At 72.8% G+C, this 21819-nt stretch carries 14 protein-coding genes; 6 read left to right on the top strand and 8 right to left on the bottom strand.

What is annotated here, in order from left to right; all coding sequences use genetic code 11:
• Positions 1-99: 99 nt before the first annotated feature.
• The 3 genes from IPJ59_RS14600 to IPJ59_RS14590 form a co-directional block, all read right to left on the bottom strand.
• Positions 100-1044, bottom strand: a complete 945-nt coding sequence (locus IPJ59_RS14600; RefSeq protein ID WP_293272185.1) for a homocysteine S-methyltransferase family protein — start codon at positions 1042-1044, stop codon at positions 100-102.
• Positions 1041-1712, bottom strand: coding sequence for a hypothetical protein (locus IPJ59_RS14595; RefSeq protein WP_293262478.1), 672 nt, complete (start codon positions 1710-1712; stop codon positions 1041-1043). The genes IPJ59_RS14600 and IPJ59_RS14595 overlap by 4 nt, the downstream gene beginning before the upstream one ends.
• Positions 1713-1775: 63 nt before the next feature.
• Positions 1776-2987: an acetyl-CoA C-acyltransferase gene (locus tag IPJ59_RS14590; RefSeq protein WP_293272184.1), complete on the bottom strand. Its 1212-nt coding sequence runs from the start codon at positions 2985-2987 to the stop codon at positions 1776-1778.
• Positions 2988-3161: 174 nt separating this feature from the next.
• Between IPJ59_RS14590 and IPJ59_RS14585 the strand changes: the two genes are divergently transcribed.
• The gene (locus tag IPJ59_RS14585; protein WP_293272183.1) at positions 3162-6995 is read left to right on the top strand and encodes a serine/threonine-protein kinase; all 3834 of its coding nucleotides are present in this window, start codon (positions 3162-3164) and stop codon (positions 6993-6995) included.
• On the opposite strand, the gene IPJ59_RS14580 is transcribed toward IPJ59_RS14585, so the two are convergent.
• The 3 genes from IPJ59_RS14580 to IPJ59_RS14570 form a co-directional block, all read right to left on the bottom strand.
• On the bottom strand, positions 6996-7610 hold the full coding sequence (locus IPJ59_RS14580; RefSeq protein WP_293262469.1) for a Uma2 family endonuclease: 615 nt from the start codon (positions 7608-7610) through the stop codon (positions 6996-6998). It lies immediately after the preceding gene.
• Positions 7611-7760: 150 nt separating this feature from the next.
• Positions 7761-9452, bottom strand: coding sequence for a sodium-dependent transporter (locus IPJ59_RS14575; RefSeq protein ID WP_293272182.1), 1692 nt, complete (start codon positions 9450-9452; stop codon positions 7761-7763).
• 62 nt (positions 9453-9514) lie between these two features.
• A complete protein-coding gene (locus tag IPJ59_RS14570; RefSeq protein WP_293272181.1) occupies positions 9515-11131 on the bottom strand; it encodes an aldehyde dehydrogenase family protein in 1617 nt (538 codons plus the stop codon).
• 62 nt (positions 11132-11193) lie between these two features.
• Here IPJ59_RS14570 and IPJ59_RS14565 point away from each other — a divergent pair, with 62 nt between their 5' ends.
• The 3 genes from IPJ59_RS14565 to IPJ59_RS14555 are packed head-to-tail and all read left to right on the top strand — an operon-like array spanning position 11194 to position 16279.
• Entirely contained in the window at positions 11194-12018 is an 825-nt protein-coding gene (locus IPJ59_RS14565) for an arylamine N-acetyltransferase (protein ID WP_293262460.1), read from the top strand.
• Positions 12019-12037: 19 nt separating this feature from the next.
• Positions 12038-13057 carry a polysaccharide deacetylase family protein gene (locus IPJ59_RS14560; protein ID WP_293262457.1) on the top strand — a complete coding sequence of 340 codons (1020 nt, stop codon included), beginning with the start codon at positions 12038-12040 and terminating at the stop codon, positions 13055-13057.
• A 54-nt stretch (positions 13058-13111) separates the two neighbouring features.
• Complete coding sequence (locus IPJ59_RS14555) at positions 13112-16279, top strand: poly(A) polymerase (protein ID WP_293272180.1); 3168 nt, start codon at positions 13112-13114, stop codon at positions 16277-16279.
• Between the two features lie 48 nt (positions 16280-16327).
• Here IPJ59_RS14555 and IPJ59_RS14550 read toward each other — a convergent pair whose 3' ends face one another.
• Both IPJ59_RS14550 and purT read right to left on the bottom strand, forming a co-directional pair.
• Complete coding sequence (locus tag IPJ59_RS14550) at positions 16328-17878, bottom strand: thrombospondin type 3 repeat-containing protein (protein WP_293272179.1); 1551 nt, start codon at positions 17876-17878, stop codon at positions 16328-16330.
• A 196-nt stretch (positions 17879-18074) separates the two neighbouring features.
• Positions 18075-19271: a formate-dependent phosphoribosylglycinamide formyltransferase gene (gene purT / locus IPJ59_RS14545; protein ID WP_293272178.1), complete on the bottom strand. Its 1197-nt coding sequence runs from the start codon at positions 19269-19271 to the stop codon at positions 18075-18077.
• Positions 19272-19702: 431 nt separating this feature from the next.
• On the opposite strand from purT, the gene IPJ59_RS14540 reads away from it, so the two are divergent.
• Positions 19703-20758, top strand: coding sequence for a caspase family protein (locus IPJ59_RS14540; protein ID WP_293272177.1), 1056 nt, complete (start codon positions 19703-19705; stop codon positions 20756-20758).
• Positions 20755-21819, top strand: a complete 1065-nt coding sequence (locus IPJ59_RS14535; protein ID WP_293262438.1) for a DUF4384 domain-containing protein — start codon at positions 20755-20757, stop codon at positions 21817-21819. The genes IPJ59_RS14540 and IPJ59_RS14535 overlap by 4 nt, the downstream gene beginning before the upstream one ends.

Raw genomic sequence — 21819 nt, 5'->3', positions numbered from 1 at the left:
GGGGTGGACCGGGCGTTCCACGCTCGACGCATATCAAGCGGGTAGCGCTGCAGTCGTTGCGTCGGGCACAGCGTATTTGATCTGCTCGCGTCGCGGACTCTAGCGGGCGTGGGGGCTGCGCGGGACGAGGGCGTTCAGGCGAGCGAAGGCCTCGCTGCGGGCCTCGGGGTGGGTTTGCAGGCGATCGGCGAGGGCGGCGATCCACGCGGGGGTCGAGCCGCAGCAGCCGCCGAGGAGCGCGAGCTGGGGCAGGCGATCGGCCCAGGCGGCGAGCTCGTCGGCGAATTGTTCGGCGGTGACGGCGTGGGTCTGCCAGCCGAGCACGGGGTCGTGGTGGCCGGTGTGGGGATAGCAGCCGAGCACGAGATCGGGGCGGACCGCGGCGGCGTGGCACAGGGCGGGCAGGGCGGCGCCGAGGTGGCTGAGGTCGCTGCAATTGATCAGTAGGGCCTGCAGCTCGAGGTCGGCGAGGTCGGCGAGGAGCTCGCTGAAGGTGTCGCCGGCGAGCAGGCGGCCGTCGATGCGGGCGACCACGGCGAGCCAGATCGGGCGGCCGAGATCCTGACAGGCAGCGATGGCGGCGCGGGCCTCGTCGACGCGGCCCATGGTCTCGATGAGCAGGAGGTCGGCGCCGGCGTCGACCAGCTGGCTTGCGATCGCGCGGTGCTCGGGGCCGGCGGCGCTGCCGGGGGAGTCGCCGGGTCGGAAGCAGTCTGCCAGCGGGCTGATCGCGCCGGCGATGCGGATGCCGACGGCCTCGCGGTCGACGCGGGCGTGGGCGTCGCGGGCGTCGCGGGCGAGCTGCACGGACAGGGTCGTGAGCTCGGCGGCGCGGTGGGCCAGCTCGCCGAGGTTGCGGGCGTGGGTGCGGAAGCTGTTGCTGGTGAGGACCTGGGCGCCGGCCTCGGCGTAGGCGCGGTGGATGCTGCGGACCAGCGCGGGGTCGTCGATCAGGGCCTGGGCGGACCACAGCGGGGGCTGCAGGGGCAGGCCGAGGCGCTCGATCTCCGTGCCGGTGGCGCCGTCGAGGACGATCGGCGTCATGGCGGGATCATGTTGTCCTCGGTCATGAGGCAGAAGGAGGGGTCGCCCATGTTGCTGATCTGCGGCATGCGGCGGCACTCGTAGCCGGCGCGCGGGCACTGGGCGTTGTCGGTGCAGGCGTGGGCGCAGCCCTCGAAGTAGCCCATGAGGCCGACGCAGTCGGCCATCATCAGGCAGTCCTTGGCGTCCGTGATGTAGGTGGTCTGCTGGTCGGGGAGCTGGCAGAAGGTGCTGCAGTAACCGCCGGGCAGGGCGTAGACGCCGAGGATGTCCTTGAGGCACTTGCCGGTCGGGCCGAGCAGGGCCTGGCAGTCGGTGTCGGTGTCGCAGGCGGCGCCGTAGGTCTTCATCAGGCTGCCGTCGTCGCCGCCGCTGCTGCTGCCGGTCTCGCTGGGGTCGACGCTGGTGCTGCCAGTGGTGCCGGGGTCGGTGCTCGGGCCGCTGGTGACCGGGCTGGTCGTGAGCTCGTCGGTGGTCGGGACGGCGCTGGTCTGCGCGTCGGTGGTCGCCGCCTGGGTCGTGCCCGGGTCGCTCATGCTGTTGGTGGTGGGGCCGGCCGAGCTCGTGGACTCCGGGGCGGTCATCGTCAGCGTGATCTGCATGTCGCCGTTGTCACCGCAGGCGAGCAACAGCAGTGAGGCGAGGGTGGTGGCGACGAGGGTGCGCATGCGGCCAGAGTAGGCACAGGCACGCGGGGGCTCGCAAGCATCACCGCCGGGGTCGGCAGCGGCTCATGTGCGCTCGAGCACGATTGCGATGCCCTGGCCGACGCCGATGCACATGCTCGCCAGCCCGTGGCGGGCACGGGTGCGGGCCAGGCCGTGGCTGAGGCTGGCGACGATGCGGGCGCCGGAGCAGCCGAGCGGGTGGCCGAGAGCGATGGCACCACCGGCGGGGTTGACCCGGGTGGGGTCGAGGTCGAGCTGGCGGAGGGACGCGAGGGTCTGGCTGGCGAAGGCCTCGTTGAGCTCGATGATGCCGAGCTCACCGGGGGCGACGCCGGCCCGCTTGAGGGCGGTGCGCGAGGCGGGGACGGGGCCGATGCCCATCACGCTGGGGGCGACGCCGGCGTGGCCCCACGCGGCGATGCGGGCCATCGGGCGCAGGCCGAGGTTGTGGGCCTTGGCGAGGCTGGTGATGAGCAGGGCGGCGGCGCCGTCGTTGAGCGGGGAGCTGTTGCCGGCGGTGACGCTGCCGCCGGGCTTGAACACCGGCTTGAGCTTGGCGAGCTGCTCGAGCGAGCTGTCGCGACGGACGCACTCGTCGGCGGTGACGCGCAGCGGCTCCTGGCCCTTCGGTTGCGGGATGTCGATGGGGACGATCTCGTTGTCGAACCAGCCCTCGTCCTGGGCGGCGGCGGCCCGCTGGTGGCTGGCGAGGGCCCAGGCGTCCTGGTCGGCGCGGCTGATGTTGTAGCGGGTGGCGACGTTCTCGGCGGTGATGCCGAGCGGGTCGACGCCGTAGAGGCGCTCCATCGCCGGGTTGACCATGCGCCAGCCGAGGGCGGTGTCGAAGAGCTGGGCGTCGCGGGCGAACGCCTCGCTGGCCTTGGGCATGACGAAGGGGGCGCGGGTCATGCTCTCGACGCCGCCGGCGATGTAGACCTCGCCCTCGCCGACCATGATCGACTTGGCGGCCTGCAGGATGGCCTCCATGCCGGAGCCGCACAGGCGGTTGACGGTGACGCCGGGGACCTCGACGGGCAGACCGGCGAGCAGCAGGGCCATGCGGGCGACGTTGCGGTTGTCCTCGCCGGCCTGGTTGGCGCAGCCGAGGTACACGTCGGAGACCTGCTCGATCGCGGCGCCGTAGTGCTCGGCGAGCGAGCGGATCACGTGGGCGGCGAGGTCGTCCGGGCGCACCGTGGCCAGGGCGCCGCGGAACCGGCCGATCGGCGTGCGGACAGCGGCGACGATGACAGGCGTGCGAGCATCCGAGGTCATGCGCAAACGGGGTACCACGTTCGAGACCCGGGCCCGGGTGGCGCCAAGCTTGCGCGATCTCACGGAAGCCGGCTTTGGCGGGCTTTGGCGGCGCTTTCGCCGGGCCTGTCTGTTGGCTCGCGGGGACAACTGCGCGTACGCGGGCCGCGGCGGCTGCAGTACCCTGGCGAGCGGATGAGCAGCGAGGAGGAGACGCAGACCGCCGGGGCCATCACGCCCTCGGGGTCGATCGAGGCCTCGAACCCGATGGACACGCCGTCGGACGACAGCGAGCCGGGGGAGCTCGGCGCGCCGCATCACCTTCACGGGGGCCACGGGGCGGACGGGCCTGACCCCGGCGAGAGCTCGCAGTTCCTCGAGTTCGCGAGCCTCAAGCGCTTCACGATCCGGCGGCGGATCGGCGCCGGCGGGATGGGCGTGGTGTACGAGGCGATCGACCGCGAGCGCGGCGAGACGGTGGCGGTGAAGACCCTGCTCAACGTGAGCCCGGGGGCGCTGTACCGGTTCAAGCGGGAGTTTCGCCTGCTCGCCGATGTCACCCATCCGAACCTCATCGCGCTGCACGAGCTGTTCTTCGAGGGCGAGCAGATCTTCTTCTCGATGGAGTACGTCGACGGGCTCAGCTTCGTCGAGTACGTGCGCGGCACGGACAGCGAGGACGGGCCGGAGGACCCGGAGATCCGGCACGAGCGGCTGCGGGCGGCGCTGCGTCAGCTGGCGGCGGGCCTCGGCGTGATCCACGGGGCGGGCATGCTGCACCGCGACATCAAGCCGTCGAACATCCTGCTCACGCGCGAGGGTCGGCTGGTGGTGCTGGACTTCGGGCTGGTGTCAGAGTCGGTGACCGAGACCCTGCGCAGCACCGCGGCCGGGGCGATGATCGGCACGCCCGGGTACCTGTCGCCGGAGCAGGCCGCGGGTCAGCCGGCGTCGGTGGCGAGCGACTGGTACGCGGTCGGGGTGATGATGTTCGTGGCCCTGACCGGCGAGCTGCCGTTCCGCGGCAAGGGCCTGAAGGTGCTGCTGGCCAAGCAGGAGCGCGACGCGCCGGCGCCCGGCTCGCTCGCGCCCGGGCTGCCGCCGGACCTCGAGGCGCTGTGCGTCGATCTGCTGCAGCGCGACCCGAGCAAGCGGCCGGGGGCGGCCGATGTGCTGCGCCGGGTCGGGACCGGGCCGAGCGGGATCCGCCCGCGCGACGCGGTGCGGCGCGACGCGGGCGACCTGTTCCTCGGCCGCGAGCTGCACCTGCGGGCGCTGCAGGACGCGTTCGCGGCGACCCACCGCGGGCGCGCCGTGGCGATCAAGGTCGGCGGGCGCTCGGGCATGGGCAAGTCGGCGCTGGTCCGCGAGTTCCTGGCCCGCCTGCACCGCAGCGACCGCGCGGTGGCGCTGGTCGGCCGCTGCTACGAGCGCGAGTCGGTGTCGTTCAAGGCGCTCGACAGCCTGGTCGACGCGCTGTGTCAGCACCTGATGCGCCTGCCCGACGCGCGGGCGGCCGAGCTGATGCCGCGCGACATCCTGGCGCTGGCGCGGGTGTTCCCGGTGCTGCAGCGGGTGAAGGCGGTCTCGCAGTCGCCGCCGCGGGTGGGCGAGAGCCCGGAGCCGCGGGAGCTGCGGCGGCGGGCCTTCGCGGCGCTGAAGGAATTGTTGGCGCGGCTGGCCGACCGAAAGTCGTTGGTGCTGCACATCGACGACCTGCAGTGGGGCGACCGCGACAGCGCGGCGCTGCTGGCCGACCTGCTGCGCCCGCCCGACGCGCCGGCGCTGCTGCTGATCGCCAGCTACCGCAGCGAGGCGAGCAACGGCGCGGTGCTCGGGGCGCTGGGCGACGCGACCCGCGGCGAGGTCGACATGCGGGAGATCGACGTCGGCCCGCTGTCGGAGGAGGAGGCGGCCGACCTCGCGCTGCAGCTGCTCGCCGAGAAGGCGCCGCAGCTCAAGGGCCGCGCGCGGCAGATCGCCCACGAGGCCCAGGGCTCGCCGCTGTTCGTGCGCGAGCTGGTGCGCTACGCGATCGCCGGCGGGGCGCGGCCGGGCGAGGTCTCGCTCGACCAGGTGCTGCTGGCCCGGCTCGAGGCGCTGCCACCCGCGGCCCGGGGCCTGCTCGAGGTGGTCGCGGTCGCGGGCGGGCCGGTCGACGTGCGCCTCGCGGCGGTCGCGGCGGGCGTGGTCCCCGAGGCCCGCACCGCGCTGGCCACCTTGCGCGGCGAGCACCTGGTGCTGACCGGCGACGAGAACGCGGTCGAGACCTACCACGACCGCATCCGCGAGGTCGTGCTCGGGCGCCTCGGCACCGAGGGGATCCGCGAGCGTCACCGCCAGCTTGCGTTCGCCATGGAGGCCGCGGGCGACCGTGACTCGGACGCGCTGGCGCTGCACTTCCGTGAGGCGGGCGAGTGGGAGCGGGCGGCTGACTACGCGCAGATGGCCGCCGAGCAGGCCGCGGCGAACCTGGCCTTCGACCGCGCCGCCCGGCTTTATCGCCTGGCCCTCGAGTTCAAGCCGCAGAACGACCCGGGCCGCGGCGAGCTGACCTGCCGCCTCGCCGACGCGCTCGCCAACGCGGGTCGCGGGGTCAAGGCGGCCAAGCTCTACCTCGCGGCGGCGGCGGTGATGCCCGCGGAGGCCGGGCTCGACCTGCGGCGGCGGGCGACCGGGCAGCTGCTGCGCGCGGGCCAGATCGCCGAGGGCAGCGCGACGATGCGGAAGGTGGTCGCCGAGGTCGGGCTCGCGATCCCGACGACGCCGCGCGGCATGATCGCGGCGCTGACCTACGAGCGGGCCCGGCTCAAGCTGCGCGGCCTGACCCTGCGGGAGCGCGAGCCGGCCAGCGTCGACCGGGCCGAGCTGGCGCGGATGGCCGTGTGCCGGACGATCGCCAGCAGCGTCGGGATCCACGACCCGCTGCTCGCGGCGCTGTTCCAGGCGCGCCACCTGAACCTGGCCTTCAAGACAGGTCATGTGTTCCACGCGGCGATCGCCCTCGCGGGCGAGGTGGGCTACGCGTCCATCCGAGGCGAGGGGAGCCGCGAGCGGGCCGAGCGGACGGCGACCCAGGCGACCGCGTTGGCCCAGCGCCTGGCCGACCCGCTGCCGCGCGGGCTCCTGGCGCTGTCCCGCGGGATCGCGGCGTTTCACTTCGGCCGCTGGCAGGAGGCGATCGGGGTGCTCGACCGGGCCGAGCAGATCCTCCGCGGCGAGTGCGTGGGCACCGGCTATGAAATCACCACGGCGCAGGCCTTCCGCCTGGTCACGATGTTCATGCTGGGCGAGATGCGCACGCTCGGGGCGCGCATGGCCAACTTCATCGCCGAGGCCCGCGAGCGCGACGACGCGTGGGCCGACACCTTCCTGCGCGCCGGGCCGCAGGTCGGGTACTGGCTGGCCGACGACGACCTCCCGCGCGCCCGCGCCGAGCTCACCTACGTGCAGCAGCGCTGGCCCGACGACGCGCCCAACGTGCCGCGCCTGTGGACCTTCGTCGGCGCCATGCACATCGACTTCTACGCCGGTGAGGCCGCGGCCGCGTGGGCCCGGGTCGGCCGCGAGTGGGACGACTTCTCGCGCAGCTTCATGTTCCAGGGCCAGTGGACGCGGGTCATGTTGCACGCGCTGCGGGCCGGCGCGGCGCTCGGGCGCCTGCACGCGGACCACGGCGAGAGCGAGCGGGCCGGCCTGCTGCGGGCGGTCGAGGCGGACCTCGACGGCCTCAAGGGCGAGCGCACGCTGTGGGCCACGCCCTTCGTCGAGCTGGTGAACGCGGGCTTGCTGGTCGTGAACAGGCAGAAGGACCGCGCGGTGCAGGGCCTGCGGGCGGCGGAGCAGGGCTTTCGCGCGGTCGACATGGCGCTCTACGCCGAGGCGGCGCGCCGACGCTGCGGCCAGTTCCTCGGCGGCAGCGAGGGTTCAGGGCTGGTCGGCGCGGCCGACATGGCGATGTCGGAGCACGGCGTGCGTCGGCCCGAGCGCATGACGCGGGCGCTCGCGCCGGGCTTTCCCGACGCCTGATCACTCCGTCTGCGCGGGCGGCTGGGGCTGGTGCGGCGGCGCGGGCGGCGGGAACAGGCGCGCGACCGGGAGCTCGACGGCCTCGAAGGGGGCGATGCGGGCGGCGGCGCAGCTGTCCTCGTAGACGCCGGTCTGCAGCCAGTAGCCGTTGTGCGCCGTGTAGGCCTCGAGGGTGCGCTCCTCGGGGTCGATCAGCCAGAAGTGCGGCACGCCCTGGGCGAGGTAGAGCCGGCTCTTGTCGATGCGGTCGCGGCGGCGGTTCGAGGGCGACACCACCTCGCAGATCCAGTCGGGCACGACGTCGATCGGGCGCATGCCCCACGGCGCCTCGAGGCGGGTGCGTCGCCAGCCGACGATGTCAGGGCGGACGATCGTGTGGACGCTGAAGCGGACGTCGGTCTCGATGAGGATCCACCAGCCGCCCGGGCCGCCGTTGCCGTCGTCGAGGTCGAAGGGGCCACCGAGCCAGGTCTGGAGGCCGCCCTGGGCCCGGTTGTGCTCGGGCAGCGCGCTGGGCAGGGCCTGGACGACCCCGTACATGACCTCGGCGTCGGCGCCCTCGGGCAGCGCGAGCAGGTCCGCGTAGGTGGCGAGGTTGCGGTTACCGTCGTCCATGCGCGCCAGCATAACCTGGCGCCCCGCCCGTGGCGACGGCGGCCTACTCGCCGTCGCGGGGCGGGGTCGACAGCACCTTGAGCACGAGGAACAGCGCGCCGCCGGCGACCACCGACCAGGTGGCGATGAGCATGATCCAGGCGCTGAGGGTCACAGGCGGGGTCCTTCTTGCTGGTCGTGGGTGATGCTCTTGCCGGCCCAGGCCTTGCGCACGAGCAGGGCGATCAGGACGAACACGGTGATGAGGACGACGCGGGTCAGGTCCTCGACGAACACGCGGGTGACCTGACCGGCGGGGTCGAACCAGCTCTGCGTCTCGCCGACGTGGAACACCTTGCCGATCACGCTGCCGGGGGCGAAGGGCCAGCGGCCGGTGTGCAGCAGGGCCGACAGCGCGTCGCCCCAGCCGCCGCTCGGCTTGATCAGGGCGCCGAGCAGGACCACGCCGATGAAGGTCGGGGTCACGTACTTGATCACGTACTTGAAGAAGCCGGGCAGCTTGAGATCGGCGCCGCGGTTGATCTCCGCCCAGCCCTTCTCGATGCCGAAGATCCAGCCGAAGATGATCACCTCGGCGAAGGCGAAGATGATGAGCGAGAAGGTGCCGGTCCAGAAGTCGAACTCGTCGAAGGTGCCGCCCGGGTAGAGGATCACGCACATCATGCCGAGCACCAGGGTCGACAGCCCGAACACCCCCGCCGCGGCGCCGCGGCGGGCCTTGAACTCGTCCTGCAGGAAGGCGACGACCGGCTGGCCCATCGCCAGCGACGAGGTGATGCCGGCGAAGAACAGCAGGCCGAACCACATGGCGCAGGCGATCGGCCCGAACGCGCCCCACTGGTTGAACAGGGTCGGCAGGGTGAGGAAGGCGAGGTCGAAGCCGCTGCCGCCGGCGGTGGCCGCCTGGACCAGGTTGAGGCCGAGGTAGGCGGTCGCGATCGGGATGAGGATCGCGCTGCCGAGGACGACCTCGACGAACTCGTTGACCGCGCCGGCGGTGGTGGCGTTCAGGGCGATGTCGTCGCGCTCGCGCAGGTACGCGGCGTAGCAGTGGATCGAGCCCATGCCGACCGAGAGCGTGAAGAACACCTGACCGGCGGCGGCCAGCCAGGTGCTCGGGTTCCACAGGCCCGAGGTCTGCGGCATCCACACGAAGTTGAGGCCGACCAGCGGGCTCTCGACGACGCCCGGGTCACCTGGCCCGAGGGTCAGGCCGTTGATCGCCAGGACCACGCCGAACAGCAGCAGCATCGGCATGCCGATCTTGGCCGCCAGCTCGATGCCCTTGACCAGCCCGCGCGAGAGGATCCAGGTGTTGAGCGCCAGCGTGCCGACGAACCAGCAGGCGGCCTCGTAGGGCACCGCGGTGATCGACGGGTTGGTGGTGCCGAGGTACTCGGGGAAGAAGGTGGTCGCTGGTGTGTGCGTGAACGTGCCGATCAGCGAGTGCCACACGTACGCGAGGGTCCAGCTCTCGATGTAACAGTAATAGGCGGCGACCGTGAGGTTGGTGAACAGGCCGAACACGCCGACGTACTTGAGCCACGACCCGCGGCCCATCCGCGCGAACATCCCGGGGGACGCGTGGTGCCCGTATTGTCCGCCGTGGCGGCCGATCGCCCACTCGACCCACAGCAGCGGCAGGCCCATCAGCAGGAACGAGATCAGGTACGGAATGAGGAACGCGCCGCCGCCGTTTTGCGCCGCCTGGGCCGGGAAGCGCAGGAAGTTGCCGAGCCCGACCGCGTTGCCCGCGACCGCGAGCACCAGGCCGACGCGTGTACCCCAGCGCTCTGGCTTCGGACCCGGACGCTGCGTCGGCGACTTCGTCGGCGAGTTCATCGGCGCGAGGCTACCTGGACCCCCCGCGATGTCAACAACGCGCCCGTGTCCGCGGAATCACCTCACTTGTGGCCGTCGATGCTGGCCTTGCGCAGCCCCAAAAAGCCCCGGACCAGGCTGCCCAGCTTCTTGCCAGCGACGCCGCGAAACACCTCGAAGGCCGAGGCGAGCTTGTCGGTGTACGGGTACCAGATCGGGTCGTAGTCGGCCTTGCCGCGGTCGACCAGGATGGCCCGCGGGTTCATGAAGGTCAGCAGGCCCTCGTCGCCGTGGTAGCGGCCGAGGCCGCTCGAGCGCACCCCGCCGAACGGCAGGCCCGGGTGGCCGACCGAGCTAAACACGTCGTTGATCATCACCTGCCCCGACTCGAGCCGCGACGCGATGCGCATGCCCTTGTCGAGGTCCTGCGTCCACACGCTGCCGACCAGCCCGAACTCGCTGGCGTTGGCCAGGCGCACCGCCTCCTCCTCGTCGCGCACGCGGATCACCGGCAGCACCGGGCCGAAGGTCTCCTCGCGGTAGATGTCCATGTCGGGGCGCACGTCCGTCAGCAGGGTCGGCGGATAGAACAGGCCGGCGCGGTCGAGCCGCTGGCCGCCCGTCAGCACCTTCGCCCCGGCCTGGCGCGCCGCCTCGACGTGGCGCTCGACGGTCTGCAGCTGCTTGGCGAAGGTCATCGGCCCCATCTCCGCCTGCTCGTCCGGGCCGCCGACCTTGATGCGCGCCAGCTTGCGCTTGACCAGCTCGACGAAGCGGTCGTGCACCGAGTCGACCACCAGCGCCCGCTCGACCGAGACGCAGGCCTGGCCGCAGTTGGCCATCGAGCCGAACACGACCGCCTCGGCGGCGCGCTCGAGGTTGGCGTCGGCGCAGACGATGAAGACGTCCTTGCCGCCGAGCTCGAGCTCGCAGGGGATCGGCCGCTCCGCGGCCGCGGCCGCGACCCTGCGCCCGGTCGCCACCGAGCCGGTGAAGAACAGCATGTCGACGTTGGCCCGACACAGCGCCGCGCCGGTGCTGCCGTCGCCGGCGACGACCTCGACCACCCCCGGCGGCAGGCCCATGCGGCGGAAGAAGTCGGCCACCACCTCGCCCGCGATCGGGGTCACCTCGGAGGGCTTGAGCACCGCCGTGTTGCCGCCGATCAGCGCCGAGATCACGGGCAGCACCGACAGCTGGAACGGGAAGTTCCACGGGGCGATGATGCCGATGACCCCGCGCGGGAAGTGCTCGATGTAACCCGTCTTGCCGAGCAGGGCCATCGGCGTGCTGACCTTGCGCCGCGTCAACAGCTTCGGCGCGCGCTTGAGGTAGTGGTCGAGGAACATCGGCACCACCGCCAGCTCGAACATCAGCGCCTCGATGATCGGCTTGCCGGTGTCGTCGGCGATCTTGCGCGCGTAGGTCTCGGCCTGCTCGAGCAGGACGTCGCGGCCGCGGTTGATGGCCTCCAGCCGGACCGCCAGCGGCGTGTCGCGCCAGCCCGGGAAGGCCGCCCGCGCCCGCGCCACCGCGCCCTCCACCGCCTCGCTGTCGGCGATCGGGAACTGACCCATCGAGGCGCCCGTCACCGGGCTGTACTTCTCAAACAGGCGGGTGGGGGACGGGGCGGACAGCGTGGGGTCGGCGAGGGTCATCGGCGGGGCCTCCTGGGCGGCGGGGGATGGTACCAGCCTCACGCGGTTTTTGGATCCGGTCGCCTTGTCGCGCCGGCAAAGCTGTTACCATCCCGCGCGCAGGTATGACGCAGAGCCCCCAGGACGAGCTTTATCGCCGCTACCTCGGCATCCTCGGCTGGGTCGGCGACCCGGGCCTGCACGAGCTCGTCAGCAGCCACCTGATCAAGGTGCCCTACGAGAACGTCACGCAGCTGCTCGCGGGGCACGCCGGCAACGCTGGTGAGCTGCAGCCGATTGGGTCCTTCCTCGACGGCATCGCCGAGCGCGACCTCGGCGGCGACAACTTCACCATCCCGATCCACTTCGCGTCGCTGCTGCAGTACCTCGATTACGAGGTCGAGCTGCTCGGCGCCGACATCGGCGGGGTCCCGCGCTCGCACGCCGTCTGCCGCGTGCGCTTCGAGGACACCCACTACCTCGTCGACATCGGCTACGGCGTGCCCTTCTACCAGCCGATCTCGCTGGCCGCGCTGCCCCACATCGTGCTCCACGGCGACTTCCAATTGGCCATCGACCGCCACGTCGCCGGCGCCGGCGCGGTCGAGGTCGCGACCCTGCGCGGCGGCAACAAGGTCCAGAGCTACGTCGCCAAGCCGCCCGCCCTCGCCGCCGACGGCTTCACCGCCGCGATCCAGCGCGCCGCCGACCCGGCCGGCCGGGCCCAGCGATCGCTCCGCATCTCCCGCTTCTTCGCCTCGCGCGTGCTCGAGGTCTACGACAACAACCTCGTCACCACGCACCACAACATCACCACCATCACGCCGATCCGCGACATCGACGAGCTCGAGGCGATCGTCCGCGATCAGCTCCAGCTGACCCGCCTGCCCGTGCGCGAGGCGGTCGAGGTCCTGCGCGGCCGCGGCGTCGACATCTTCGCCGGCGGCTGATCGCCGCCAGAGTCCCCGCGTGGCGCCACCGCTGGTTCGTACGCTGCTGGTCGGCCTCGCCCTGGCCGCCTGCAAGCCCGTGACCCCGCCTGCGCCCGCGACCCCGCCTGCGCCCGCGACCCCGCTTGCGCCCGCCCCCGTCGCGACCACCCGCGCCGTCGCCGTCACGATCGACGACCTGATCGTCGGCGGCCGCGACCTCGGCGTGCCGCGCACCCGGGCGATGACCACCGCGCTGCTGGCCAGCGTCCGCGCCGCCGGCGTGCCCGCGGTCGGCTTCGTCAACGAGGCCAAGCTGTGCACCTGCGACGAGCGACCGGCCCGCCTCGAGATCCTCCGCCAGTGGAGCGCCGCCGGCCTCGAGCTCGGCAACCACACCGCGACCCACCCGTCGCTCACCCGCACGCCGCTGGCCGAGTACGAGGCCGACCTCATCGCCGGCGAGCCGACGATCCGCGCCCTGCAGGCCGAGCGCGGCCAGCCCCTGCGCTACTTCCGGCACCCCTACCTGCACACCGGCCCCGACCTAGCGACCCGCGCCGCCTTCGAGTCCTTCCTCGCCGATCGCGGCTACACCGTCGCCCCGGTCACGCTCGACAACTCCGACTGGATGTTCAACTTCGTCTACACCGACGCCCACACCCGCGGCGACGCGGCGCTCGCCGATCGCATCGCCGCCGCCTACCTCGCCCACCTCGAGGCCAGCGTGGTGTTCTACGAGGGCGCCGAGCAGGCCATGTTCGGCCGCCCGATCCGCCACGTGCTGCTGCTCCACGCCAACGAGCTCAACGCCGATCACTTCACCGCCGTCGCCGCGATCTTCCGCCGCCGCGGCTACGCGTTCATCACCCTCGAGCAGGCCCTCGCCGACCCGGCCTACCGCGAGCCCGACACCTACGCGGGACCCGCGGGCGTGTCGTGGATGCTCCGCTGGGACCACTCGCGCGGGCGCCAGCAGGTCGACTGGCGCGCCCAGCCCGAGCCGCCAGCGTTCGTGAACGAGCTCTATCAGGCCGCCCAGGCCGCGCCACCGCCCTGAGCGCGCAGCTGCGCCCACCACAGCCGCGGCGCTGCTGTTATCGTCGCCGCCGCGATGGCGACGATCCGCGACAACCGCAGGCCCGAGCGCGGGCTCCGGCCGGTGCAAGACATCGTCGGCCGCATCCGCTTCGATCCGATCTTCGCCGCGGCCCACTTCACGATCGGCTACGAGGAGCGCTTCGCGGGCGTGCGCGAGGCCCCGCTCGCCGACTTCCTCGGCGAGGGCGAGGTCCCCTGGCACCGCATCTGGTTCATCAAGGCCGGCCCGCTGATCGTGTGGGACCGCCGCGAGCGCATCGACCTCGTGTTCGGCTCGGGCATCAGCCAGGCCGCCGACCTCGCCGCGATCCAGCGGGCCTGCGCCGCCGCGCCCGCGCCCGCGCCCGAGCCCGCCCGCCAGGCCCGCGGCGCCGCCGAGTTCGTCGCGATCCCCTGCCTCCGCTTCGACCCCACCACCGCGACGTGGCGCCCCGTCGATCCCCCGCACCGCGAGCTCGCCCTCGAGTCGCTCGCCGTCCTCACCTACAACGTCCTCTACGACGTCCACGAGGCCGAGCACATCTACAGCGACGAGCGCCGCCTCGCCTGCCGCGCGCTCCTCCAGGCCCAGGACGCCGACATCATCGCCCTGCAGGAGGTCACCCCCGAGTTCTGGGCCGAGCTGCTCGCCGAGCCGTGGGTCCAGGCCCGCTACCACGTCTCCGCCGGTCCCGAGGCGCTCGGCCTGCAACCCTACGGCCAGGCCCTGCTGTCGCGCTGGCCGCTCGCGCTCGAGCTGCACAGCTTCTCGGCCCAAAAGAAGCTGCTGCTCGGCCAGCTCGCGCTCGCCGGTCGCCCACTCACGATCGCGGCGCTGCACCTCACGAGCAATCAGAAGGACGGCGCCGCCGACAAGCGGGCCGAGCAGCTCGCCGTGCTGTTCGCTCGCCTCGCCCGCCGACCCGGCGACGCGCTGGTCCTCGGCGACTTCAACTTCGGCGACGGCGACGAGAACCACCAGCTCGCCGCCGCCGGCCTCGTCGACGCCTGGCAGCAGCTGCACCCGCACCACCCCGGCTTCACCTTCGACCCGGTCGCCAACCCGCTCGCCGCCCTGATGTCGCGCAGCGGCCAGGCGGCGCGCTTCGATCGCGTCCTGCTGCGCGCGCCGACCGGGGCGATCGCCCCGATCGAGGTGGTCCGCTTCGCCGACCGACCGATCGGCGAGCGCCACGGCGAGAGTCAATTCGCCTCCGACCACTTCGGCCTCTGCGCCCTCCTGCAGCTCGGCCCGGCCGCCGTGGGCCCGGCCGCCGCAGCCTCGCTCACCGCGGCCTCGCCGATCGACGCCGCCCCGGTGCACCGCAGCGCCCTCGTCGTGATCCCACCCGAGGCCGTGTGGGCCCCGATCCAGGCGATCCGCGCCGCCCACGATCCCGCGTACGCGCGCTGGATGCCGCACATCAATCTCATCTACGGCTTCATCCCCGAGGCCCACTTCGCCGAGGCCGTCGCCTGCATCGCGCCGCTGCTGCGCGCCCACCCGCCGATCCGCCTGCGCCTCGGCGAGCTGCGTCGCTTCGATCACCGCGGCAGCACCACCGTGTGGCTCGCACCCGCCTGCGATCCGCCCACCGCCCTGGTCGCGCTGGAGCAGGCCCTCGCCCCGCTGTTCCCCGCCTGCGTCGAGCAGGCCGGCCGCGCCAGCGCCGGCTTCACCCCCCACCTCACCGTCGCCAAGCTCGCCGGTAGCGAGGCCGAGATCGCCGCCACCATCGCCCAGTGGCAGGCCCGCTGGCGCCCGCTCGAGTGCACGATCGACGCCCTCCACCTGATCAGCCGCCGCGACGAGCAGCCGTTCGCGATCCGCCACAGCCTCCCGCTCGGCGCGACGCATCGCGCCGCGACGAGTCGACCCGACGCTTCGGCGGCTGGCACAACGGGGCGCCCGGCGACCGCGCCGACGCTCCCGCCAGAGCATCCGGCGACCGCCGCGACGCGCAGCTCGGAGCTCCCAGCGCGACGGCCCACGCCGCCCTCACCCCTCGCCGCGATCCCCGGCGTCGTCGCCCCGCCGCCCTGGGCCGAGCTGCCCTCGCCGCGTCACCTCGCCGCCGTCGCTGCGATCGCCGCCGCGTGCAGCGAGCTCGTCGGCGATCGTTGCTTGCACATCGTCGGCTCGGCGCGGCTCGGCGTCGCCACCCCCGACTCCGACCTCGACCTCGTGTGCGCCGGCCCCTCGACCCTCGATCGCGCCGCGCTGTTCACCGCCGTACGTGAGCGCCTCGGCGAGCGCGTCACCGCCGTGCGCGAGGCCACCAGCGCCGGCCTCCCCGTCCTGCGCATGCGCCTCGGCGAGCTCGCCGTCGACCTCCAGTACGCCGGCCTCCCCGCCTCGCTCTCGGCGGCTCGCCTCGCCGCGCTCACGCCCGACGAGCTCGCCAGCCTCGACGACCCGAGCCGCCGCGCCGCGCTCACCTGCCTCGACGCCGACGCCGTCCCCGCCTCCCTCGACGGCCACCTCGAGCTCCCCGTCTTCATCGCCATGCTGCAGCGCGTGCGGGCCTGGGCCCGCGCGCGCGCCCTCGACGTCGGCGCCTGGGGCCTGCTCGGCGGCTACTCGTGGGCCCTGCTCGCCGCCTTCGCCGCGCGCGACGCCGCCAGGCTCGGCGTCCCGTCCGACCCCGACGCCCTGCTGCGCCACTTCTTCGCCGTGTTCGCGGTGTGGGAGCCCGGTCGTCCGGTCGCTCTCGGCCCGCTCCCCGCGATCGCCCCCACGCGCCGCGCCCCCTGGCCGATCTACACGCCGACCCCGCCGCCCTTCAACTCGGCCCGCGGTCTGACCCGCTCGACCTACACGCTGGTGCGCCACGAGCTGCGCCGCGCCGACGCGATCGTCCGCGCCGACGCCGACGAGCTGCGCGCCCCCGTCGACCCCGCCAGCGACCCGCGTCGCCTGGTCCTCAGCCTCAGCGGCGTCGACCTGGACGGCGAGCTCGCCTGTCGCGGCTGGCTCGACGGCCACGTCCTCCGCCTGCTGCTCGCGCTCGAGGCCTGCAGCGCCCGCGTCCGCCCCTACCCGCGAGCGACCCGCGGCGCCGAAGCCCACCAGAGCATCGGCCTCATCGGCGGCCCCGCGCGCGAGCTGCTCGCGGCTGCGCACGACTTCTGCCTCGACTTCGCGATGTGGCCCGAGCGCCCGGCCGGCGCCACCCTCCACGCCGAGCTGATCACGACCTGATCCAGCTCGCCCGTCGATCGGTGGCGGCGGCTCGCGCCCGTGGCCCGTTCACGCGCCGCGTCGGCGACGACGCAGCGCGAGGCCGGCGAGGCCGAGCCACAGCGCGCTCATCGGCGGCGTGCCGGCGCTCGTGCAGCCGCAGCCGCCGTCGTCGACGCCGGCGGTGTCGCTGTCGCTGCCGCTGCCGCTGCTGCCGGCTGGTTCGCCGGTGCTGTCGCCCTGCGGCAGGGTCGTGGCATCGCTGGTCGGCGTGCCGGTCGGGTCGCTGGTCGGGGTGCCGGTGGTGCCGGGATCGGTGGTCGTCGGGTTGCCCGTGCTCTCGGCGTCGCCGGTGGTGCTGGTGGCGTCGGTCGTGGTCGAGGTGGTGCCGTCCGTGGTGTCGGTGGTCGAACCGGAGGTCGTGCCCGGCGGGTCGATCGGGTCGCAGGCGTCGCCCATGCCGTTCATGTCGCCGTCTTCCTGACCGGGGTTGGCGTCAATCGGGCAGTTGTCGAGGTCGCCGCAGACAGCGTCGGCGTCGGCGTCGTTGTCGGGGTCGTTCGGGCAGGCGTCGCAGACATCGCCGAGGGTGTCGCTGTCGGCGTCCTCCTGGTTGGGGTCGGCGTCCTGCGGGCAGAGGTCGACGTCGCCGCAGACGAGGTCGAGGTCGACGTCGTTGTCGGGGTCCGCCGGACAGGCGTCGCAGGCGTCGCCGAGGGCGTCGCTGTCGGCGTCCTCCTGGTCGGGGTCGGGGTCGTCGGGGCAGAGGTCGACGTCGCCGCAGACGAGGTCCTTGTCGACGTCGTTGTCGGGGTCGTCGGGGCACGCGTCGCAGACGTCGCCGAGGTCGTCGTTGTCGGCGTCGGCCTGGTTCGCGTTGGCGTCGTTGGGGCAGTTGTCCTGCGGGTTGGGGACGCCGTCGCCGTCGGCGTCAGGGTTCAGGTTGTAGATCGCGAGCTTGGCGAAGAACACCGCGTTGCCGTCCACGGCGCAGCCGCCCTTGCCCCCGGGCCCGCTGTAGACGATCTCCCGGCCCGGGTTGCTGGCGTCGCCGCCGACGTAGAGGACCTTGTTGTTGGCCTGGTTGGCGGTGTAGATGTCGTTGCAGCTGTAGTCGCCGCAGCCGCAGTAGTTCGAGTTGTCGATGAACCAGGCCAGCGACACGCCGGCGCCGTCGTTGCAGGCGCCCTGCTGGTCGAGGAAACCGGCGCCCTCGTTCATATCGGTGTCGTAGCCGATGTGCGATGCGCCCCACGGACAGCCGCCGACGCCGTCGAACAGGTGGGCACCGGCGATGATGTTGTTGTTCAGGTCGTACAGCCGCAGCCACAGCTGGCCGCCCTTGAAGGGCAGGCAGTTGTTCTCCCAGAAGCGGTTCACGTCGTCCTGGTTCGTGTTGATGAAGCCGGCGCACTGCGTGTAGCCGGGGGGAGGGTTGGGGTCGACGAAGCGGGCGGCGGGGTTCAGGGTCTGGCCGACCGGGTTGCAGTCGAGCAGGTCACCGTTGCTGCAGACGGCCGCGGCGTCGCCGGGGGTCAGGGCCAGCCCGAGCGCGAGCAGGGGGGCGGCGAGGCTGAGGCCACGCGAGTGGACCGCGAAGATAGGGCGTGTGGATGTCATCGATCGGGCTCCTTCTGCCGACCCAGGAGCCGGCGTCGCGCATTGCGACACCGCGACTATCACCCTCGTGGGACAGCGGGACAAGCGACGCCGATGACCGCAACGCGCGTGGCTCTCGGCGCCCAAGCCCGCGTGCGCACAAGCGCCACGGACGGCCGGTGACGCCCGGGCACCGCGGGCTCCCTGCTGCCGGAGCTCAGCCCGCGTCGACCACGACCTCGATGCCCCGCGCCGCCGCGTTGGCCCGCGCGCGCGCCTCCTCGACCGTGTCACCGTAGGTCAGCACCACGCCCATGCGACGGTAGCGGCGGGTGTCCGGCTTGGCGAACAGCCGCACGCGCGTGCGCGGGTCCTGCAGCGCCTGCGCGACCCCGAGGAAGCGCGGGTTGTGGCCCGCCCGCTCGGCCAGGATCACCGACGACGCCCCCGGCGCGCGCTGGATCACCCGCACGATCGGCAGCCCGAGGATCGCCCGCACGTGCAGCTCGAACTCGCTGAGGTCCTGCGTCGTCATCGTCACCATCCCGGTGTCGTGCGGCCGCGGGCTCACCTCGCTGAAGATCACCTCGTCGCCGACCAGGAACAGCTCCACCCCGAACAGCCCGACCCCGCCGAGCGCCTCGGTCACCGTCTCCGCCACGATCTGGGCCCGCTCGAGCGCCGTCGCCGACATCGCGTGCGGCTGCCACGACTCCATGTAATCGCCGCGCTCCTGGCGGTGCCCGATCGGCGGGCAGAACAGGGTGCCCTCGTCGCGGGTCCGGATCGTCAGCAGCGTGATCTCGCTGTCGAAGCGGACGAAGCCCTCGACGATCACCCGCGCCGACTTGCCGCGCGCCCCGGCCAGCGCGTAGTCCCACGCGGTCGGCAGCTCGGACAGCTCGCGCACCGTGCTCTGACCCTTGCCCGAGCTCGACATCACCGGCTTGATCACACACGGCAGGCCGATCCGCGCCACCGCGGCCTCGACCTCCGCCAGGCTGTCGGCGAACGCGTAGGGGCTGGTCGGCAGCTCCAGCTGCTCGGCCGCGAGCCGACGGATGCCCTCGCGGTCCATCGTCAGCCGGGTCGCCCGCGCCGTCGGGATCACCGTCCAGCCCTCCGCCTCGAGCTCGACCAGCGCGTCGGTCGCGATCGCCTCGACCTCCGGCACGATGTAGTGCGGCTTCTCCCGCCCGACCACCGCCCGCACCGCGTCGCGGTCCTGCATGTCGAACACGTGGCTGCGGTGCGCCACCTGCATCGCCGGCGCGTCGCGGTAGCGGTCGCACGCGATCACCTCCACGCCGAGCCGCATCGCCTCGAGCGCCACCTCGCGCCCGAGCTCGCCTGAGCCGAGCAACAGCATCCGCGTCGCCGAGGGGGTGAGGGGGGTCCCGAGTTCGAGGTCCATACGCCGCCGCAGGATAGTGGGTCGAACGCGCGCGCGGCAAGCCGCCCGGGGCCCCCTTTCGACCGTGACGCAGCGCATGTCGGCGCAGCTCACGCGCGTCGGGCGGCGCAGCTCACGCGCGTCGGGCGGCGCAGCTCACGCGCGTCGGGCGGCGCAGCTCACGCGCGTCGGGCCGCGCATCGGGCTGGCCACCTGGCGATTGCGACATGTCGCATGCAACATGTCGAAAGGGACATGTCATCGATTCGCAGGTCGACATGTCCCGAGAGCCAGGTCGACCGCCGCGCCACGCCGGGTCGCACCGTGCTCCGCCGGGCGCGACAAGTCACGCCCCAACTGGCGCCAGGGACCGCACAACCCCGCGTTCACGCCGCATGTGCGGGCCCCCTCGCCGCGGCCAGGGGACGGGTATAGTCTCGCCCGGCTCCGCCATGTCCACGCGATCTCGAAGCCTCTTTGTCGTCGCCCTCGCGGCGCTCCTCGGCGCCTGCAGCAACGCCGTGCCCAAGTCGGAGACCCCCTCCGACGAGCTCCCCGCGCTGATCCTCCCGGCCGACCTGGTCGCCGACGCGGGCCAGTCGCGGCCCGTCGGCGCCAGCCCGGACGTCACGCCCGACCGCGGCGACGACCGCGTCGCCGACAACCGCCCGGCTGACCCGCGCCCGGCCGACAACCGTCCCGCCGACCCGCTCCGCGCCGGCGCCCTCGTCGTCGCCGCCCCGCAGCCCGGCAGCTACGCCCTCATCATCGGCATCGAGAAGTATCGTGACGTCCCCGCCGCCACCGGTGCGCGCGGCGACGCCGAGCGCTTCGCCGAGATGGCCCGCACCACCCTCGGCGTCCCCGAGGAGAACGTCCGCCTCCTGCTCGACGACCGCGCCAGCAAGACCGACATCGCCAAGCAGCTGCGCTGGCTGCAGAGCAACGTCCCCGCCGGCGGCCGCATCTACGTGTATTTCAGCGGCCACGGCGCGCCCGACCCGACCTCCGGCGCCTCGTACATCGTCCCCTACGACGGCGACCCGCAGTACCTCGGCGAGTCGGCGATGAAGATGACCGAGGTCCTGGGCGACCTCGAGAAGACCAAGGCCAAGGACGTCCTGGCGATCGCCGACTCCTGCTTCTCCGGCGCCGGCGGCCGCTCCGTGCTCGCCCCCGGCACCCGCCCGCTGGTCCGCGTCGAGCCCGTCAAGACCACCGCCCGCGTCGTCCTGCTGTCCGCCTCCACCGGCGCCGAGATCTCGGGCCCCAGCGCCGACGGCAAGGGCGGCCTGTTCTCAAAATATCTCATCGACGCGATCGGCTCCGGCCAGGCCGACATCAACGGCGACGGCCAGATCTCGCTCAAGGAGCTCGAGGATTGGATCAAGCCCCGCGTCAAGCGGGAGGCCAAGCGAGCCAACCGCGACCAGACCCCCAGCGTCCAGGTCGGCAAGAAGCTCGGCGCCCCCGCCGACTTCATCGTCTCGTGGGGGTACGCCAAGTGAAGCGCGTCCTCCCACTCGTCTGCCTGCTCACGCTCGCCGGCTGCACCAAGAAGGGCTTCCTCGAGGCCCCCGACGCCGACCCCGAGGTCCACGATAAGATCGGCAGCTTCTCGACCGATACCCATTTCCTGCTCGAGCCCACCGCCGACGCCGAGGACCTGCTCGGTCGCACCGTCCACCTCTCGAGCAAGGGCGCCTGGACCATCGCCGACGAGCGCGCCCCCGGCTGCCAGGTCCGCGTCAAGCGCTCCGCCGCCGAGTACCAGAAGTCCTACCGCATCGGCCTCGGCGACATGACCGCGATGTCAGGCGGCTACAGCGAGATCCTCAAGCTCGAGGCCCGCTACGGCCGCTCCGTCGAGGCGGCGATGAAGATCAACAACGCCGAGACCCTCACCGCCGACACCGAGGGCCCCTGCGGCGACGTCATCGTCAACTCCGTGCGCGTCGGCACCGGCGAGCGTCGCCTGCTGCGCAAGGCCGAGGGCAACGCCACCGGCAACGTCGGCCGCGGTCCGCTGCAGATCGGTGCCACCCGCGAGGGCGCCACCGACGTCGCCGACGAGATGTCCTGGTCGACCCCCCAGGCCTACGCCTTCACCTACAAGCGTGCCCCCCAGACCAAGGCGCTCGACCTCCTGGTCGACGCCCCCGCCCAGCTCGACGACGGCGACCTCGTCCAGTTCACCTTCACCACCAACCAGGACGCCTACCTCGTGATCTTCTATCTCGAGGCGAGTGGGGCAGGGGCGGTGCTCTACCCGGCGCCCGACGTGCCCGTGCCGCAGGTCAAGGCCAACCAACCACTGGTCCTGCCCGGCGTCGGCGAGCATCCGATCGGCGCCCGCCTGGCCGACCCGACGACCCTCGCGCGCGAGACCCTCGTCGTCTACGCCTTCACCACCCGCGCCGACTTCGACCAGTTCAAGCCGACCGCGATCGGCGACGGCAGCGACGCCGTCACGTACGCCGCCAAGCTCACCCAGGCCCTCGCCAGCGTCCCGATCAGTCGCTGGGCCCGCGCCACCTTCACCTACGAGATCCACCCGAAGAGCCCCTGA

Origin of the sequence: Nannocystis sp. (genome assembly GCF_016714285.1) — a bacterium.
Taxonomy (GTDB): domain Bacteria; phylum Myxococcota_A; class Polyangia; order Nannocystales; family Nannocystaceae; genus Nannocystis.
Note: the sequence above shows the minus strand (reverse complement) of the source record. Positions and strands in the feature narration are given on the sequence as shown.